The 16,606-nt window shown below is 58.6% G+C and carries 18 protein-coding genes; 2 read left to right on the top strand and 16 right to left on the bottom strand.

All coding sequences use genetic code 11. From position 1 onward, the window contains the following. Positions 1–130: 130 nt before the first annotated feature. Genes kduD through kduI form a run of 3 tightly spaced genes read right to left on the bottom strand, consistent with a single transcriptional unit; the run spans position 131 to position 2,081 of the window. Positions 131–883, bottom strand: a complete 753-nt coding sequence (gene kduD / locus AAIH70_RS13635) for a 2-dehydro-3-deoxy-D-gluconate 5-dehydrogenase KduD (protein WP_132274835.1) — start codon at positions 881–883, stop codon at positions 131–133. Positions 884–890: 7 nt separating this feature from the next. Beyond that, complete coding sequence (locus AAIH70_RS13630; RefSeq protein ID WP_132274838.1) at positions 891–1,229, bottom strand: cupin domain-containing protein; 339 nt, start codon at positions 1,227–1,229, stop codon at positions 891–893. A 9-nt stretch (positions 1,230–1,238) separates the two neighbouring features. Continuing rightward, positions 1,239–2,081, bottom strand: a complete 843-nt coding sequence (kduI, locus tag AAIH70_RS13625) for a 5-dehydro-4-deoxy-D-glucuronate isomerase (RefSeq protein ID WP_132274840.1) — start codon at positions 2,079–2,081, stop codon at positions 1,239–1,241. A gap of 224 nt (positions 2,082–2,305) precedes the next feature. Here kduI and AAIH70_RS13620 point away from each other — a divergent pair, with 224 nt between their 5' ends. Next, positions 2,306–3,088 carry a FadR/GntR family transcriptional regulator gene (locus tag AAIH70_RS13620; RefSeq protein WP_132274843.1) on the top strand — a complete coding sequence of 261 codons (783 nt, stop codon included), beginning with the start codon at positions 2,306–2,308 and terminating at the stop codon, positions 3,086–3,088. Positions 3,089–3,135: 47 nt separating this feature from the next. Here the strand turns inward: AAIH70_RS13620 and AAIH70_RS13615 are convergent, their stop codons facing one another. The 5 genes from AAIH70_RS13615 to AAIH70_RS13595 all read right to left on the bottom strand — a co-directional run bounded on the left by AAIH70_RS13615 (position 3,136) and on the right by AAIH70_RS13595 (position 8,659). Beyond that, positions 3,136–4,395, bottom strand: a complete 1,260-nt coding sequence (locus tag AAIH70_RS13615; protein ID WP_132274845.1) for an ABC transporter substrate-binding protein — start codon at positions 4,393–4,395, stop codon at positions 3,136–3,138. Positions 4,396–4,445: 50 nt separating this feature from the next. Further along, positions 4,446–5,561 (bottom strand): ABC transporter ATP-binding protein, encoded by a 1,116-nt coding sequence (locus tag AAIH70_RS13610; RefSeq protein ID WP_132274848.1) that lies wholly within the window; start codon positions 5,559–5,561, stop codon positions 4,446–4,448. Between the two features lie 4 nt (positions 5,562–5,565). After that, the gene (locus tag AAIH70_RS13605; protein ID WP_132274851.1) at positions 5,566–6,468 is read right to left on the bottom strand and encodes a carbohydrate ABC transporter permease; all 903 of its coding nucleotides are present in this window, start codon (positions 6,466–6,468) and stop codon (positions 5,566–5,568) included. A 2-nt stretch (positions 6,469–6,470) separates the two neighbouring features. Continuing rightward, a complete protein-coding gene (locus AAIH70_RS13600; RefSeq protein WP_132274854.1) occupies positions 6,471–7,355 on the bottom strand; it encodes a carbohydrate ABC transporter permease in 885 nt (294 codons plus the stop codon). Between the two features lie 185 nt (positions 7,356–7,540). Then, positions 7,541–8,659 carry a glycoside hydrolase family 88/105 protein gene (locus AAIH70_RS13595; protein WP_132275859.1) on the bottom strand — a complete coding sequence of 373 codons (1,119 nt, stop codon included), beginning with the start codon at positions 8,657–8,659 and terminating at the stop codon, positions 7,541–7,543. Positions 8,660–8,895: 236 nt separating this feature from the next. On the opposite strand from AAIH70_RS13595, the gene kdgR reads away from it, so the two are divergent. Then, the gene (kdgR, locus tag AAIH70_RS13590; protein ID WP_132274856.1) at positions 8,896–9,684 is read left to right on the top strand and encodes a DNA-binding transcriptional regulator KdgR; all 789 of its coding nucleotides are present in this window, start codon (positions 8,896–8,898) and stop codon (positions 9,682–9,684) included. Between the two features lie 3 nt (positions 9,685–9,687). Here kdgR and AAIH70_RS13585 read toward each other — a convergent pair whose 3' ends face one another. From AAIH70_RS13585 to AAIH70_RS13550, 8 genes are all read right to left on the bottom strand, one after another. Further along, a complete protein-coding gene (locus AAIH70_RS13585; RefSeq protein WP_430034360.1) occupies positions 9,688–10,203 on the bottom strand; it encodes a flavin reductase in 516 nt (171 codons plus the stop codon). Between the two features lie 2 nt (positions 10,204–10,205). Continuing rightward, a complete protein-coding gene (locus AAIH70_RS13580) occupies positions 10,206–10,802 on the bottom strand; it encodes a malonic semialdehyde reductase (RefSeq protein WP_132274862.1) in 597 nt (198 codons plus the stop codon). A 15-nt stretch (positions 10,803–10,817) separates the two neighbouring features. After that, positions 10,818–11,597 (bottom strand): pyrimidine utilization protein D, encoded by a 780-nt coding sequence (rutD, locus tag AAIH70_RS13575; RefSeq protein ID WP_132274864.1) that lies wholly within the window; start codon positions 11,595–11,597, stop codon positions 10,818–10,820. A gap of 4 nt (positions 11,598–11,601) precedes the next feature. Beyond that, positions 11,602–11,988: a pyrimidine utilization protein C gene (rutC, locus tag AAIH70_RS13570; protein WP_132274866.1), complete on the bottom strand. Its 387-nt coding sequence runs from the start codon at positions 11,986–11,988 to the stop codon at positions 11,602–11,604. Positions 11,989–12,011: 23 nt separating this feature from the next. Next, positions 12,012–12,746 (bottom strand): pyrimidine utilization protein B, encoded by a 735-nt coding sequence (rutB, locus tag AAIH70_RS13565; protein WP_132274868.1) that lies wholly within the window; start codon positions 12,744–12,746, stop codon positions 12,012–12,014. Beyond that, a complete protein-coding gene (gene rutA, locus AAIH70_RS13560) occupies positions 12,743–13,834 on the bottom strand; it encodes a pyrimidine utilization protein A (RefSeq protein ID WP_132274871.1) in 1,092 nt (363 codons plus the stop codon). Before rutA ends, rutB begins: the two co-directional genes overlap by 4 nt. 354 nt (positions 13,835–14,188) lie before the next feature. Further along, positions 14,189–15,205, bottom strand: coding sequence for a LacI family DNA-binding transcriptional regulator (locus AAIH70_RS13555; RefSeq protein ID WP_132274873.1), 1,017 nt, complete (start codon positions 15,203–15,205; stop codon positions 14,189–14,191). A gap of 119 nt (positions 15,206–15,324) precedes the next feature. Then, entirely contained in the window at positions 15,325–16,605 is a 1,281-nt protein-coding gene (locus tag AAIH70_RS13550) for a D-tagatose-bisphosphate aldolase, class II, non-catalytic subunit (protein ID WP_132274877.1), read from the bottom strand. Between the last annotated feature and the right edge of the window lies 1 nt (position 16,606).

Genomic DNA, 16,606 nt, shown 5'->3' with positions numbered 1-16,606 from the left:
CACGTCAATGATATCAGGCAGTTGCAGATCCTCGGGACAGGCCCGAGGATGACGGCGGCAAGGTTTCCGACCTTTGTCAGCAGTCTACGAGCCTGCATGCAGGCTCTCTTAAAGTTGCCATCTCAAAAACTCAGCGCGCCAACCATCCGCCATCGACCGGGATCACCGTGCCATGCACATAATCCGAGGCCTTCGAGGCGAGGAACACAGCCGCACCGCCGAGTTCCGAAGGCGTGCCCCAGCGACCAGCCGGGATACGCGCCAGGATGGCCTCGTTGCGATCCGGATCTTCGCGCAGCGCCGTCGTGTTGTTGGTGGAGAAATACCCCGGCGCGATGGCGTTTACGTTGACGCCCTTGCCCGCCCATTCGCAGGCCAGCAGTTTTGTCAGCCCTGCCAGACCCGCCTTGGAAGCGGTATAGGACGGGATGCGAATGCCGCCCTGGAAGGACAGCAGCGAGGCAATGTTGATGATCTTGCCGCTGCCGCGCTCCAGCATGTGGCGACCGGCCGCTTGCGACAGGAAGAACGCCGTCTTCAGATTGACGTCGATGACGGCGTCCCAGTCTTCCTCGGTGAAATCCACGGCATCGGCCCTGCGGATGATGCCGGCATTGTTGACCAGAATGTCGAGCTTTCCGAAGGTGGAGATCGTTTCCGACACGATGCCTTTGACAGGCTCGATCGTGCCGAGATCCGCCTTGATGACATGAAAGCCGGTGCCGGCGTTTTTTACCGCCGCCTCGGTTTCATTCATCGACGAGCGGCCGACCGCAACGATGGAAGCGCCGGCTTCAGCGAGCGCAATCGCGATCGCCTGACCGATGCCGGTGTTGGCGCCGGTAACAACGGCCACCTGGCCGGAAAGATCAAACAAGGTCATGAAAGCCTCACTTCAGAAATTCAGCACGATGCGGCGTAAACACGTCGATCAGCCGGCCGGCTTCGAGCGCTTTCACACCGTGAACAAGATCCGGCGGCACGATGAAGCTGCCGCCCTTGAGGAGCGTTTCGGTGCGCCCGTCGATGGTCACCTCAAAACTGCCCTCGGCAACATAACTCGCCTGGATATGGGGGTGGTTATGTTTTGCGCCGATTGCGCCGGCTTCAAACACCACTTCCACCATCATCATTTCCGGCAAATAGGCCATGATACGACGGGTGACGCCCGGTTCCGGGTTCACCCATTCGGCACCTTCTGCCGAAACGAACAGATCACTCGATGACATGGGTGATCCTCACTTCAGGTCTTCGATGGCGACCGGATCGACATCGGTGTAATCGACATTGTCACCGGCCATGGCCCAGATGAACGTGTAGCTGGACGTGCCTGCACCCGAATGGATCGACCAGCCCGGAGACAGGATCGCCTCTTCGTTCTGGACGATCAGGTGGCGGGTTTCATCCGGTTCGCCCATCAGGTGGATGACGCGCGCCTTTTCCGGCAGGTCGAAATAGAGATAGGCTTCCATGCGGCGGTCATGGATATGGCAGGGCATGGTGTTCCAGACGGAACCCTCGGCAAGCGTGGTCATGCCCACGACCAGCTGGCAGGTTTTTGCGCTTTCCGGGTGGATGAACTGGAAAATGGAGCGCTCGTTGCTGGTGGCCTGCGAACCGAGATCGATGCGCTTGGCATCGGAAATACCGATATGCTGGGCCGGATGCTTGAAATGCGCCGGTGCACTGAGCAGGTAGAATTTCGCAGGGTTGGACGCATCGTCGGACGCGAAGGTGACCGATGAACCGAGGCCGGCATAGACCATATCACGCGTGCCGGCAGCGAACTTTTCGCCATCGACGGTGACCGAGCCTGCACCACCGATATTGACGGCAATCAGTTCGCGACGGGCGAGCAGCTTGTCGGTGCCGGCCGGCTTGATGGTTTCCAGTTCGAGCGGCGACGAGGTGGGCGTCGCGCCACCGACGATCATGCGATCGTAATTGGTGTAATGTAGCTGGATGCGGCCTTCCACGAACAGCGGCGGCAGCAGAAAATGGTCACGCAACTGCGCGGTGTTGAAGCCGGCGGCCGTCATCGGATCGATGGCGAAGCGATTGGTGTAATCGGTGTGACTCATGTTATCTCCCAAAACTTTGAGTTTGAAGTCATCATACATATTGACGAAACGCATACAACATGCGGCGTTGAAAATTTGCCGCATGCCCTTTTGGATTTCGTATAAAATCCTTGCATTTCAGAACTAATGGTGTGCAGAAAAAATATCCAAGCGATATGAGCCTTCGCAAACAAATCGTGTTAATACTGTCATGAATTTGTCTATTTTCGCATGAAGCAGGCGCGATGAAGAACCCGGACACCGCAACCAGCCCTACAGAGACAGGGATAGCGCGTCGGCAAAAACTGTCCGACCGGATCGTCACGTCGCTGCGACAGGACTTTTTGTCCGGCCAGGTGGAGATCGGCCACAAACTGCCGACGGAAACCCAACTGGCGGATAATTTCGATGTCAGCCGCACGGTCGTTCGTGAAGCGATTGCCACCCTGGTGGCCGATGGACTGGTGGAGACGCGTCAGGGCGCCGGCATTTTTGTGCTGGGGCACCAGCGCTCTTCGACACCGCTGCCGATCACGACCAAGGACCCGTCCAACAACATTTCACATGCGCTCAACGTGCTGGAAGTGCGCATTGCGCTGGAAATGGAAAGTGCCGCCTTGGCCGCCACCCGCCGCAGCGCCTCGCAGGAGGCGCAGATTCAGGAGCGGTTTTTCGAATTCGAACATCTGTTGAAACGCGGAGAGCCGACCGGGGCTGCGGATTTTGCCTTTCACCGCGCGATTGCCGAAGCCACCAACAACGCGTTTTACGTTGAAGTGCTGGATTCACTGGGAAGCCGCACCATTCCCTGCGACGTGACCTCGCCTTATGCCACCGAAGATGTGCTGTCCTTCACCTATCAGGCAGGCCTGCAGCGGGAACATCTTGAAATTCTCAACGCCATTTCGGCAGGCGATGCGGCCGCAGCCCGCGATGCGATGCGCGCCCATCTTGCCGCCAGCCAGGCGCGGTATCGCCAGCGCCTGTTTGAACGACGCAGCCGTTACCAGACCGATCACGAGGTCTGAACCGTGACAGACATGGCCCATGCCTTTCGACATGGGCCATTGGTTTGTTACAGGCGACGCAGCGCCTTGGTCAGGCCATTGACGATCTCCTCTCCGGCCTCTTCCGCCGTCAACTGGCCATAGGCGAACTGTTCGATGACATCCTTGAACACTTCCTGCACGGACGGGTGCTCGATCAGCGGAGACATGACCGGGCCGGTGGCATCGGCAACGATTTTTGCACCATCGAGACGTTCGGGCGTCAACTTGCCCGCCTGCTCCAGCGTCGCCTTGGCGATGGCGGAGGCCGGCAGACCGCGGCTGTCGCCGAGGATCAGGATGGCGTCCTTGTCGTTGAGCAGGCAGTTGACCACCTGAGCCGCCGCCTTCGGGTCCTTCGAATGCTTCGAGACGGCAAACACCATGGACGGCTTCTTGTAGACGCCATCGGATTTGGCACCCGCGATCTTCAGAGGTGCTGCCGGGATGAGTTTTCCGACCTTGAGCGGATCGTTGTATTTCGAATAGGTCGAATCCCAGAAATAGGTGCCGCCGATCTTGCCCGATCCCCAGGCCGGATCGTCAAAAATCTCGACATTGCCGACGCCCGCCGCAGCCTTGGCCGAGCGCACGATGCCGTTGTCGACCATCCACTGATAATGTTTGAGCGCGCCGGCAATATCATCCGCCGTCCAGTCCAGTTCATTGGTGCCGGGCTTGACGAATTCCTTGCCGGAAATCTGCGCGGCAAAGGCTTCCACCATCAGCATCAGGATGACGCGGGTGCTATCGAACGGATAGATGCCCTCCGGGTTGAGTTTCTTGGCGGCGGCCGCGAGATCATCCCAGCTTTTTGGCGCAGCCAGGCCCGCCTTCTTGTAGATCTCCTCGTTGAAATAATAGGTGGCTCCGGTGACGGACACCGGCACGCCATTGAGCTTGCCGCTCATGATGGCAGGCGCCAGCTGGCTGTCGTTCCACTGTGTGAGATCGAGTTCGCCGGCAAACTCCTTCAGGTCGGCAAAACCGGATCCATCCTTGGAGAACTGGTAAAGCCACGGCCAGTCCACCTGGATGATATCCGCCTCGGTGCTGCCGGCCATCTGCGTCGTCAGCTTTTCCAGATAACCTTCAAAGCCCATGAACTCGGCCTTGACCTTGTGGCCGGTCTTGGTGGTGCAATAGTCCAGCGCCTTCTGGGTGGCGACATGGCGACCATCACCACCCCACCACGACATGCGCAAATCCGCAGCAGACGCGGCGCTGGTGGCAACCGCGGAAGCGGCCAGCGAAAGGGATAAGGCGGCGTAGATCGATTTCCTGCTCATGATGCGTTCCTCCTCCTGAAACACGGCATCGGTGAAACCCTCTCCTCGCCCTAGGCGAGGCTGATATTCTGACCGCTCACGCGGTCGAAAATGAAAACCCGTTCCTCGTCCGGCCGGATGCGCAGCGCGCCATCGACCGAGGCTTTTCGATACTCCTCGACCGGCAGCACAACGGTGAACCGTTCACCGCCGATGGTGACATGCACATCGACCTCATGGCCGAGGAAATCCGCCTTGATGACCTTTGCAATCAGTGCATCCTCACCCGGCGCAGCCAGACGAAAATGCTGCGGGCGCACGCCGAATGTGACGTCGCCATCCGTGCCGGCGGCAAGGCGGCCGGCGAGATCGGCGCCGAAGCGCACCGACTGATCGCCGAACGTGACCACCGGCCCGCCCTCGCCCCGGCTCACGGTGGCGTTGACGAGGTTCATTTCCGGCATGCCGATGAAACCGGCGACGAAGGCGTTTTCCGGCCGCGCATAAAGCGTTTCAGGATCGGCCACCTGCATGATGCGGCCATCCTTCATGACGCAGATGCGGTCGCCCATCGTCATCGCCTCGACCTGATCATGGGTGACATAAACGACGGTGGAGGACTGGCCCTGCTCTTTCAGCCGACGATGCAGATCGGTGATGCGCACACGCATCGAGGCGCGAAGTTTCGCATCGAGATTGGAAAGCGGCTCGTCGAACAGAAACACTTCCGGCTTCTTGATCAGCGCGCGGCCGAGCGCGACGCGTTGCGCCTGACCACCGGACAGCTGTTTCGGCAAGCGGTCGAGCAACGGCCCGATTTCCAGCACATCGGCCACTTCCGCGACACGCCGTGCGATCTCGTCCTTCTTTTCGCCGGCCAGTTTCAGGCCGAAGGAGAGGTTCTTGCGCACTTTCATATGCGGATAAAGCGCATAGTTCTGGAACACCATGGCGATGCCACGTTCGCCCGGCGGCAGATTATTGACCACCTTGTCGCCGATCGAGATATGGCCGCCCGACACTGTCTCCAGCCCGGCGATCATCCGCAGGGTCGTTGACTTGGCGCAGCCGGACGGGCCGACCAGCACCATGAACTCGCCGTCCTTGACGTCGAGATTGATGCCGTGCAGCGCTTTCAGCGCGCCGCCATAGACCTTTTCCAGGTTGCGGATGGAGAGTTGAGCCATTCGATTACCCTTTCACACCGCCGGCTGAAATGCCTTCGACGAAGTATTTTTGCGCAAGGAAGAACACCACCAGCGAGGGCAGCAGCGTCAGCACCGACATGGCGAGGATGCGGTTCCATTCGAACGCTTCGGCGGTATCGATCGACAGTTTCAGTGCCAGCGAGACGGGAAACTTGTCGACCGAGGACACGTAGATCAGCGGCCCGAGAAAATCGTTCATCGTCCACATGAACTGGAACAGCGCCACCGAGATCATCGCCGGCACCAGCATCGGCACCACGACATAGATCAGCGTCTGAAAGCTGTTGGCGCCATCGACACGCGCCGCCTCCTCCATATCGCGCGGGATGGCGCGCAGGAACTGCAACAGCATGAAGACAAAGAAGGCATCCCCCGCGAAGGCGGAGGGCACCCAGAGCGGCAGATAGGTATCGAGCCAGCCGAGATCGCGAAACAGCAGATATTGCGGGATGCGAGTGACCACATTGGGCAGAAGCAGGGTTGCGATCAGCGAGGCGAACAGGATCTTCTTGCCGGGAAACTCGAAACGGGCAAACCCATAGGCAACGGCCGTGCAGGAGATCACCGTGAAGATCGTTTTTGGCGCGATGATCAGAAACGTGTTCCAGAAGAACCGGCCAAACGTGTAGGGCGTCGAGGTTTCCCAGCCCTTGGCGTAACCATCCATGGTCGGACTTTGCGGCATGAAGCCGGCGCCGGCAAAGATTTCCGAATTGGTCTTGAAGCTGGCGCCGATCAGCCAGATCAGCGGATAAAGCATGATCAGACCGACAATGGTGAGGATCGTGTAACGAATGGCCAGCGACACCGTTTCGCGGCGTTTTTGTACGGCCAGCAGCCGTTCGGCATTTTCGATCGCTTCGGCGTGGAGAATTCCGTCGCTCATGGTCAACTCCTCTTGTCGCCGGCGTAATAGACCCAGTGTTTCGATGACCAGAAGGCGATCAGCGTCAGCACCATGATGACCGCGAACAGCACCCAGGCGATGGCCGAGGCATAGCCCATTTCGAATTTCTTGAAGGCCACCTCGTAGATATAGAGCGGCAGCAGATAGGTGGATTTCAGCGGCCCGCCCTGGGTGATGACGTAAGGCCCGTTGAACTCCTGAAACGCCTGGACCATCTGCATGATCAGGTTGAAGAAGATCACCGGCGTCAAGAGCGGCAGGGTAATGGCGAAAAAGGCGCGCCAGGGCTTCGCCCCATCGATGGCGGCGGCTTCATAGAGCGATTTGTCGATCGATTGCAGCGCCGCCAGAAAGATCACCATGGCCGAACCGAACTGCCACAGGCGCAGAAGCGTGATGGTGAACAGCGCCGTGCCGGGATTGCCAAACCAGTTTACGCTCTCAAAGCCAATGCCGGTGAGCATCATGTTGATGAGGCCGGTATCGGCGAACATATAGCGCCACAGGACAGCGACCGCGATGGAGCCGCCAAGAATGGAGGGCACATAATAAGCGGTGCGGAAAAAGCCGATACCCTTGAGCTTGGAATTGAGGATACCGGCAATGAACAGCGCAAAGGCCAGTTTCAGCGGCACGGTGATCAACACATAGATCATCGTCACGCTGAACGAGCGATTGAATGTGCGATCGCTGGTAAGAATGTCGGTGTAATTTTCCAGCCCGATGTAATTTGCGCCCTGCATCAGCCGGTAATCGGTAAACGACAGGTAGAGCGAGCCGAGAAACGGGATCGCCGTAAAGATCAGCAGGCCCAACAGGTAGGGCAGCACATACCAGAAGCCGAGAAGGCGGCCATCGCCACTCATGCAAAATCCCCTTTCAAGCTGTCCGGCACAGAGGCCGAGCAGCCACCCGAAAAGGCAAGGATGAAGTTCGTTCGAGATTGCGCGGACATGCTTTCCTCCTCCCGGAAAGGACGGCATTTTCGCTCCGGCATCGCGCCGGATCGTTGTGCTGGATCATCAGGAGCCCGGCCGCGCCGGGCCGGTCATCAAATGTAGGAACGCAGGTATTCCGACAGGCAGAGGATCGCCATCGCTTGTCCGTATGGCATCGCCGTCAGCTTGACCTGACGGTAATAATCGAGGTCTGCCCCCATGGCCGTGCCGAAGGAGGTGTTCTGCAGCTCGCCGGCCGCATCAATATGGCCGATGACGCCCTGCACGGCACGATGCGCGACGGGCAGATATTCCGGCCCGAGATAGCGTTTGCGCACGGCCTTCATCAGTCCATAGCCGAAGCCGGCGGCGGCAGAGGATTCCACATAACTTTGCGGATCGTCGATCAGCGTGTGCCACAGGCCCGATGGCGACTGATGTTCGGCCAGCGTTTCCGCCTGACGTTTCAGCGTCGAGATCAGGTGACGGCGAAAGGCATCGCCTTCGGGCAGGTCAAGCAGATCGAGAAATTCCGGGATGGCGATGGTGATCCACGAATTGCCCCGCGCCCAGAGCGCATTGGCAAAATTGTGGTTGCCGTCAAAGGTCCAGCCGTGGAACCACAGGCCGCTCTTACGATCCGCCAGATACTGGGTGTGGATGAGGAACTGGTATTTCGCCTCCTCCACATAATCCGGGCGGTTCAACAGCAGGCCGATCTTGGCGAGCGGCATGACGCTCATCATCAACGTGTCATCCCACATCTGCTGATGATTGACGTTGTTATACACGATGTGCTGGATGCCGCCTTCGCTTGTGCGCGGCATCTCGTGCATCACCCATTCCGCCCAGGTTTCCAGATAGGGCTTCCAGGCCGGATTGGGATTGAGCTCATACAGGCAGGCAAGCGTCAGGAACGGGCAGACGGTATTGACGTTCTTGGTCGGCGTGCCTTCGGAAAGCCGCGCATCGAACCATGAGGTGATGATGTCCAGCACCTGTCTGTCGCCGGTCTGTTGCCAGTAATTGAACAGGCCGTAGAGCCCGATGCCGTGGGTCCATTCCCAACCGGCCCAGCCCTTGGTGTCGATCACGCGCCCGTCTTCCAGCCGCAGCAGGAATTCGCCCGTCCGGTCCTCGATGGAGACCAGATTGTCGGCAAGCCGCCGGATCAGCCCCACCACATCCGCGCGGGGCGCCACATAATCCTTCTGCCGCAACAGCGCATGCATCGTCAAAACTATAACCCTCCCAGGCAGCCGGACCTCCTCGTCCAGCCAAAAAAATCGGAATGCGATTTCATTTTTGAAAAAAACCATACTCAAAAATGAAATGCAATAGGGGTTCGGAATTTATCATACTAAACGCCGTAACGCCCATTTCACCGCTATTTTTCGAATTTCTCCGATGCCTTGACAGCGGGCAAGAAGCTTTTCAGAATAGCATTCCATATTTTTTGGAACGGATGATGTCTGACGCTTCTCGCAACAAACCCGACAATGTCGCTGCCGTGCTGAAGGTTTTTTCGGTGCTGGAAACGCTGGCGGAAGATGGCCGCTCCAGCCTTGCCGACATCGCCCAACATGCGATGACATCGAAAGCCACCACCCACCGGCTGCTGCAGACCATGGTCGATCTCGGTTACGTGGAGCAGGAAGAGGAAACCGACAAATACCGGCTGACGCTGAAACTGTTCGGGCTGGGCGCACGCACGCTGCGCGGCCAGACGCATCTGCTGCAGGTGGCCGACCGGGCCATGGGAACTCTGTCGCGCGAGACAGGCGAAGCCATCAATCTCGGCGTGATGGACGAGCGCGAACAGCGTGTCGCCTATATCCACAAATATGACAGCGCCTATAACCTGTCGATGAATTCGCCGCTGGGCAAACGCAACCCGCTGCACAGCACCTCGCTCGGCAAGGCGCTTCTGGCCTTCCGCGACGAGACGGAAATCGCCGACCGGCTGTCGAAGATGACCTTCGAAAAGATGGCGCCGAAGACGATTACCGACGTTGCGGCGCTGCGCGACCAGTTGAGCCGTATCCGCGAGGATGGTTATTCGGAAGAGGTGGAGGAAAGCGAGGCTGGCGTGCGCTGCATGGCGGTGCCGATCCGCGACCATCTGGGCAAATCGATCGCTGCGATCAGCATCTCGTTTCCGCTGTTCCGTTTCGACCCGGCCCGCAAATCCACCTATGTGCGGATCCTGCTGGAGGCCGGGCAAACGGCTTCAAGAAGCCTCGGCTTCGACGGCTGATCCTCAGACCGCGTGATAACCGCGGTTAAGATAGATCAGCGACTGACCGCCATCGCTCACCTGCGTTTCGAGAACCCGGCAGATGAGAATGTCGTGGCTGTGACCATCGGCCACCGAGGTGATTTCACAATCGAACGATGCCAGTGCGCCATCGAGCGCCAGCCCGCCGCTTAGCAGTTCCGTCCATGAGGCACCGGCAAAACGCTCCTCGACCGGCGTCTTGCCACCGAACAGGCGGCTGAGATCCTGATGGTCGGATGAGAGCACGTTGACGCAGATCGTGCCATTGCCCTTGACCGGCCAATAGGCGCTCGACGTCTTGTTGAGGCAGACGAGAAGTGTCGGCGGATTGTCGGACACACTGCAGACAGCGGTTGCGGCAAAACCGGCTCGACCGGCCGCACCCGATGTGGTGACGATATGCACCGCCGCGCCAAGCTTTGCCATGGCGTTGCGATAATCCTCGCGGCGGGTTTCTTCCGTATTGTCCGGCTCTTTCGACACGGCCTGTCCCTGCATGCTCATTCCCCCAGAATCTGGCAGGCGTCGTCAAAATCGAGACGCGGCAGGCGCGCAAACACTTTTGCGGGATCGCCATGGCCGAGATTGATCAGGAAATTCGACTTCCAAGTCGTGCCGGCAAAGAACTCGTCATCCACCTTCTTCTTGTCGAAACCGGACATCGGACCGGCATCGAGACCAAGAGCGCGGGCAGCGAGGATGAGATAGCCGGCCTGAAGCGTGCCGTTGCGGAAGGCGGTTTCTTCGGCAGCGGCCGGGCTGGAGGTGAACCAGCTGCGTGCATCCGCATGCGGGAAAAGCTGCGGCAGCTTTTCGTAGAATTCGGCATCATAGGCGGCGATCACCGTGACAGGCGCGGCCAGCGTCTTTTCCAGATTGCCGGAGGACAGGGAGGGCTTCAGACGCTCCTTTGCCTGCGGCCCCTTCACGAAGACAAAACGTGCCGGCGAACAATTGGCCGAGGTGGGGCCGAACTTCACCAGATCGTAGAGTTGTTTCAGCGTCTCGTCGGAGACGTCACCCGGCAACCAGCCATTCTGGGAACGCGCGGAGAAAAACAACGCATCAAGCGCCTGCTGGTCGAGAACGTTCGTCATGGGAAATCCTGAAATCTATCGATCATTGAGGAAGGAAAGAACCGCATCGTTGAAACCCTGCGGGTCGACAACGTTTACGGCATGGGCGCCGAAATCGAAAAGGGCAAGCGTGGAATCCGGCAGGGCATCGGCAAGTTGCAGCGAACGGCTATAGGGTACGAGCATATCATCCTTCGTTGCGACCACGAGCGTGGGCGCATTGACACCCTCAAGCCGGCCTTCGATATCGAAAGCCCTTAATGCTGCGATGCGGTGTAAAATATTCTCCTTCCCCTGGAAATGTAAAAGCGCATGCTTTTCTTCTTCCGCCATGCGGGAGGAATTTTCTGCCATCCAGATGGCCGGATAGAGAAACAACGGCTGCGCCTTGACGAAAGCCGGCACGCCGGACTTTTCGAGCAGCTCGATACGCACATCGAAACAACGGCCGGAATGCGGATCAGCCTTGGCCCAGGCATTGACCAGCACCAGCCTGTCGATGACCTCGGGAAAGCGCAACGCCAGGTCGAGCCCGACAAGCCCGCCAAAGGCATGGCCCATGAAACTGAAACTGGTGAGGCCCAGCGCGGCAGCGATTTCCATGACCTCATCGGCCATGTCGCTGATCGCGTAACCTTCGGGGACCTCTCCCGGCGAACGGCCGGTGCCGAAATGGTCATAGGTGACCACCCGGAACCGCGCCTTCAAAGCCTCGATCTGCGGCGCCCAATAGGAGGCACTGCCGCCAAGGCCCGACGACAGGATGATCGTCGGGGCAGAGGCGTCCATCACTCCATGCACATCGAAATGCAGCATTCCGTCATTTCCCGATATGCGCAACGGTTGCGATCTCGACCAACGCATCCGGCTTCACCAGACCGCACTGGACGCAATACCGCGCCGGCTTGTCGCCCGGAAAGTACTCGGCATAAACCGCGTTGACGGCCTGATAATTGGCCCAGTCGGTGATGAAGATGTGGTTCATAGTGATATCCTCCATCGTGCCGCCAGCGGTTTCGATGACCGACTTGATGACTTCCAGCACATGGCGGGTCTGGGCACCGGCATCACCGACATGGACGACATCGTTGTTCTTGTCGAAAGGCAGCGTGCCCGAGACGTAGACCACGCCATCGGCAAGCGTGCCGGGCGAATAGGGAGCGATCGGCTTCTGGGTGCCTTCGGGCACGATAATCGTTTTCGGCATGTTCGTTCTCCTCTTTTTATCTTTCAGGCTTCGCTCGGCGCGGCCTGCGCAATGACGCCGCAGAAATCGTTGACGGTCGCGACCCAGCCGAAGAATTTTTCGACATTGTAGACAGTCGCCTGCTGGATGAAGTCCGGCCCCAGATGATGGGTGGCATCTTCCAGCATCACCCCGAAATATTCGAGGTGAAAGGCATCGCGCAGCGAACTTTCGACGCAGACATTGGTGGCGATGCCGACAAAGACGAGATTGCGGATACCACGGGCGCGCAGCACGCTGTCCATATTGGTGTTGAAGAAACCGCTGTAGCGCGTTTTCGGCACAAGAATGTCACCCGGCTGCGGCTGCAACTCATCGACGATCGCGTAATCCCATGTGCCCTTGGCCAGCAATTGGCCTTGCAGCTCGGGATTGGCGCGCATGTGTTTCAAGGCATTGGACTTGTGCCAGTTGGGCGAACCGGGGCCACCGGCCTCGACATAATCCTTGTCCCAGCCGTTCTGAAAATAGATGACCTGCACGCCGTTGGCGCGCGCCGCATCCAGCGTCTTCTTGATGTTGTCGATCGTGCCCTTGGCACCGGTTATGTCGAAACCGGCGAGATCGACATAACCGCCTTCGGTCGAATAGGCATTCTGCATGTCGACTACGACAACCGCCGTTTCCGATGGCTTCAGCGTGATCGGTTCCGGCCGGGCCGGCAGCGTGACACTTTCCGACCGGCTGACCGGCGCCTGATATCCTGCAACCACGCTCATTCGGCGGCCTCCAGAGCCGGCTTGATATGCTGACGGCTTTTCATCAATGGCTGAACATATTGCCCGAATTTTTCGATGCCCTCGACGAAATCGTCGAAGGTGAGCATGACGCCACCGGTGCCGGGCACTTCCGCCATCTCGTCCAGCATCGCCGCCACTTCCGCATAAGAGCCGATCAGCGTGCCCATGTTGATATTGACCGCGGACACCGGATTGGACATGTGCCGCACATTGGTATCGGCGCCCGACTTGGTATCTGCCGCACTCTGCAGGCCGAGCCACTGGATCGCCTCCTGATCGGCGCCGGCCTTGTAATGTTCCCACTTGGCGAAAGCCGCCTTTGTGGTTTCCTCTGCCAGGATCATCGTCAGCACGAAGGAGCGCACATCGCGCCCGGTCTTTTCCGTTGCCGCCAGAAGCCGCTCATTGGTGGGGGCAAATGCCTTTGGCGTGTTGATGCCGACGCCGAAGCAAAAGCTGTAATCGGCAAACTCGGCGGAAAACGCCATGCCGGCATTCGACGAACCGGCGCAGATCAGCTTCACATCGCCCTCCGGCACCGGCTTCATGTGGCAATCGTCCATCTGGAAATATTTGCCTTTGAAATCGGATGCACCCGAGGCCAGAAGCTCTTTCAGCACGGTCGAATATTCGGCGAGATAGGCGTAACGATCGCCAAAATAATCATCGCCCGGCCACAGACCCATCTGGCTGTATTCCGGCCTCTGCCAGCCGGTGACCAGATTGACGCCGAAACGCCCACCCGAAATGCTGTCGATCGTGGTGGCCATGCGCGCGACGATGGCCGGCGGCATGACCAGCGTCGCCGCCGTGCCGAACAGTTTTATCTTCGAGGTGACGGCGGCAAGGCCCGCCATCAGTGTGAAGGATTCCAGATTGTAGTCCCAGAATTCCGTCTTGCCGCCAAAGCCGCGCAGCTTGATCATCGAAAGCGCGAAATCGAACCCGTATTTTTCCGCCGTCAGCGTGATTTTTTTGTTGAGTTCGAAGGACGGCTTGTATTGCGGCGCGTTTTCGGAAAGCAGCCAGCCATTGTTGCCGATAGGGATAAAAACACCGATTTCCATCTCATGCTCCTCTCGATTGGGCGAATTGCCGATTGCCTGTCAATCAGCAAGTTGCATGCCAGTCCGAAATAGATGTTTTTAAACAATGGGATAAAAAACAGAAACGCAATGCCGGCTTGTCCGAGCGTGAAATATTGACCGTCTGGTAAATATTTTTGAAATTGTGCCCGATTGGTATGCAGACGCAAGCTGATTTTCACGCAAGCGACAATCTCCGTCGCCACGACGGCACCATGGAATTTAGCAATTGCAAAGAGTTACGGCGGCAGATCAACAGCCTAAATGCTGGGCATCGGCCGCCATTTCACCAGCGTCGCGATCAGACTGAAACGCCGGCCAGCGAGAAAACGGCGCTCAGGCCGATTCCCGCAGCATGATTTCGGCATTGAGCAGGATGCGCTGGCTTTCCGCCGAGGCTTCCGCCCCTTCCATCTCAAGATCCAGCTTGCGGAACAGCAGGTCCATCGCCAGACGACCGATCTCGTTGTAGTTCTGGGCAACGGTGGTGATCGGCGGACAGGCGTAACGCGACAGCGGATGGTCGTCATGGCCGGCGATGCGGATATCGCTGGCGGCAGACTGGCCGATCTTCAATCCATGCTGATAGGCCGCCGAAATGGCGCCGAAAGCGACGCGGTCGTTGGCGCAGAGAACCGTCTTGGTCGGGAAACCGCCTGCGTTCAGGAAACGCCGGGTTTCCTCGTAGCCGAAACGCTCGAAATCCCAGCTGCCATCATGGGCAGTTTCCAGAAGGATCGGCTCCATTTTCAGCTGGCGCATCGCTTCGACATAGGCGGTTTCGCGGGTCGCGGCATTGGTATTGACCGGCGGCATACCGAGATAACAGGGCGGCTCGCCGGAGCGGACGAGATAATCGACGATGAGCTGAAAGCTCTGACGGTTGTTGGTGCCGACAAACGGCGAGGTTTCGTCCAGTGGTGAGTCCACATAAACCAGCGCGATGGATTCCCCGAGCGCCTTCAGCGTTTCGTGCTGCGACTGCACGCCAAGCGGTGCTATGATGGCGCCGGCGACGTTCATCGATTTCAGCGTTTCGATGGCGCGTGCCTCGATTTCGGCATTGCCATCCGACGACAGAACGAAAGCGAGAAAACCGGCGGCATTGGCGATCAGTTCAACGCGGCGTGTCAGCGCCATATAAAACGGATCGGTCGAATTCGGGATGATGATGCCGATGATGTTGCTGCGCCGACGGTTGAGGTTGACGGCAAACATGTTTGGCCGAAAGCCGCTTTCTTTCAGCGCAACCTCGATCAGCCCGCGGGTTTTCGGCCGGACCGAATTCGGGTCGTTAAAATATTTGGACACGGTCGGGCGGGACAATCCGACAAACTCGGAAAAGTCCTCCATCGTTTTGATGGCCCCACTGATGGGTTTCTCTGACAATAACGTCCCACCCGATTTACTAATCGATTGAAATTATGGACACAGTTCAATCAAAACTTCTGAGTCCGTGCAAGCCGCGCCAATCAGGCGCGGCAGGCTTCGAAATAATCTTCCAGCACGCGATCGACGGCGGCAAGAGCCAGTGCGCGCGCATTCGGCTGAACCTTGCCGTCACGCACCGACACATAGGCACCGGTGAGATACTGGCTGATCAGCGTTTCGGGAATTTCCACGCCATCCAGAAGCTCGAACAGCGCCTTTACAGCGGCATCGATTTCCGGCTGCGGCCAGTAGTAGCGAATGCGGTCGCTATAGCTGAAATGGCGCTGGATATGCTTTTCGGCGTCCGAACCGTGGTAATATTTGTCCCAGTTTTTTGGATCCGCCGTCAGCACGCGTTCGACGGTGGCGATCAGCATTTCCGAGCGCTTGCCGGGGAACAGGAACTCGGCAATCTGGTCGAGACCGTAAAAGGCTTCGCGCAGCGCAAAGGTGAGGCCGGGGCCGACCTTCAGGATGGCAAAACCATCCATCACCAGCTGGCGCAACATTTCGCGGGTCTGGTAATCGGTGGAATGCGCTTCAAAGACCATGCCCGGCATGTCGAACAAGGTAGCACTCAGCGCCTTGGCCTTTGCCGGGACGTAAGGGATGACGTTCTCGTTGCCATATTCGACGCCCGGCTGAACGACGGCGCCGACAACGCGCGAAAATGCATCCGATACGCCGGCAGCTTCGAATGCCTTGGCGTGCACGGCAATGGTTTCGCGCGCAGATTCCGGCTTGGTCACTTCGAGTTCGTCCAGCTCTTCCATCGCGCCGCCGGGGATCGGCACTTCGGTGCCGACGATATAGACCGGCTTGATACCATCAGACCCCGTCAGCGCAGCTTCGGCAACGGCGGCAAGGCGCGCGGCACGCTCGGCGGTCAGTGCGTCCGGAAGCGCGACCGGCTCACCGGCGCAGCCCATGCTGGTATCGAGATGCAATTTTGTGAAACCGGCCAGAGCAAAGGCTTCGATCATCACGCAGGCTTTTGCCATCGCCTCATCGGCGGGCAGGTTCTTCCAAGGATTGGGGCCAAGGTGGTCACCACCGAGGATCAGCTTTTCGATCGGGAAACCGACCTTTTTGGCGATCTCTTCCGCGAAGGCGCGAAAATCGGCCGGCGTCATGCCGGTATAACCGCCATCCTGATTGACCTGATTGCAGGTAGCTTCAACAAGCAGATGCGCATCCTGCTTGAGCGCATGCAGCATGGAAGCCTCGATGACCAGCGGATGTGCCGAGCAGATCGACGGAATGCCCTTGACGCCCGAGCCGTTCTGCCAGTTGGCGATGTCGGTGAGATAGCTCTTTTGCATG

Source organism: Neorhizobium sp. BT27B (assembly GCF_050455485.1).
Lineage (GTDB): Bacteria > Pseudomonadota > Alphaproteobacteria > Rhizobiales > Rhizobiaceae > Neorhizobium.
Note: the sequence above shows the minus strand (reverse complement) of the source record. Positions and strands in the feature narration are given on the sequence as shown.

Bases quoted from the DNA above. Each gene is read 5' to 3' on its own strand.
- AAIH70_RS13585 (WP_430034360.1), bottom strand. From the start codon at position 10,203: ATGCAGGGACAGGCCGTGTCGAAAGAGCCGGACAATACGGAAGAAACC.
- AAIH70_RS13600 (WP_132274854.1), bottom strand. From the start codon at position 7,355: ATGAGTGGCGATGGCCGCCTTCTCGGCTTCTGGTATGTGCTGCCCTAC.
- AAIH70_RS13555 (WP_132274873.1), bottom strand. From the start codon at position 15,205: ATGGAGGACTTTTCCGAGTTTGTCGGATTGTCCCGCCCGACCGTGTCC.
- kduI (WP_132274840.1), bottom strand. From the start codon at position 2,081: ATGAGTCACACCGATTACACCAATCGCTTCGCCATCGATCCGATGACG.
- kdgR (WP_132274856.1), top strand. From the start codon at position 8,896: ATGTCTGACGCTTCTCGCAACAAACCCGACAATGTCGCTGCCGTGCTG.
- AAIH70_RS13620 (WP_132274843.1), top strand. From the start codon at position 2,306: ATGAAGAACCCGGACACCGCAACCAGCCCTACAGAGACAGGGATAGCG.
- rutA (WP_132274871.1), bottom strand. From the start codon at position 13,834: ATGGAAATCGGTGTTTTTATCCCTATCGGCAACAATGGCTGGCTGCTT.
- AAIH70_RS13595 (WP_132275859.1), bottom strand. From the start codon at position 8,659: ATGCATGCGCTGTTGCGGCAGAAGGATTATGTGGCGCCCCGCGCGGAT.
- AAIH70_RS13630 (WP_132274838.1), bottom strand. From the start codon at position 1,229: ATGTCATCGAGTGATCTGTTCGTTTCGGCAGAAGGTGCCGAATGGGTG.
- AAIH70_RS13615 (WP_132274845.1), bottom strand. From the start codon at position 4,395: ATGAGCAGGAAATCGATCTACGCCGCCTTATCCCTTTCGCTGGCCGCT.
- AAIH70_RS13580 (WP_132274862.1), bottom strand. From the start codon at position 10,802: ATGACGAACGTTCTCGACCAGCAGGCGCTTGATGCGTTGTTTTTCTCC.
- rutD (WP_132274864.1), bottom strand. From the start codon at position 11,597: ATGCTGCATTTCGATGTGCATGGAGTGATGGACGCCTCTGCCCCGACG.
- AAIH70_RS13610 (WP_132274848.1), bottom strand. From the start codon at position 5,561: ATGGCTCAACTCTCCATCCGCAACCTGGAAAAGGTCTATGGCGGCGCG.
- AAIH70_RS13605 (WP_132274851.1), bottom strand. From the start codon at position 6,468: ATGAGCGACGGAATTCTCCACGCCGAAGCGATCGAAAATGCCGAACGG.
- rutB (WP_132274868.1), bottom strand. From the start codon at position 12,746: ATGAGCGTGGTTGCAGGATATCAGGCGCCGGTCAGCCGGTCGGAAAGT.
- AAIH70_RS13550 (WP_132274877.1), bottom strand. From the start codon at position 16,605: ATGCAAAAGAGCTATCTCACCGACATCGCCAACTGGCAGAACGGCTCG.
- kduD (WP_132274835.1), bottom strand. From the start codon at position 883: ATGACCTTGTTTGATCTTTCCGGCCAGGTGGCCGTTGTTACCGGCGCC.
- rutC (WP_132274866.1), bottom strand. From the start codon at position 11,988: ATGCCGAAAACGATTATCGTGCCCGAAGGCACCCAGAAGCCGATCGCT.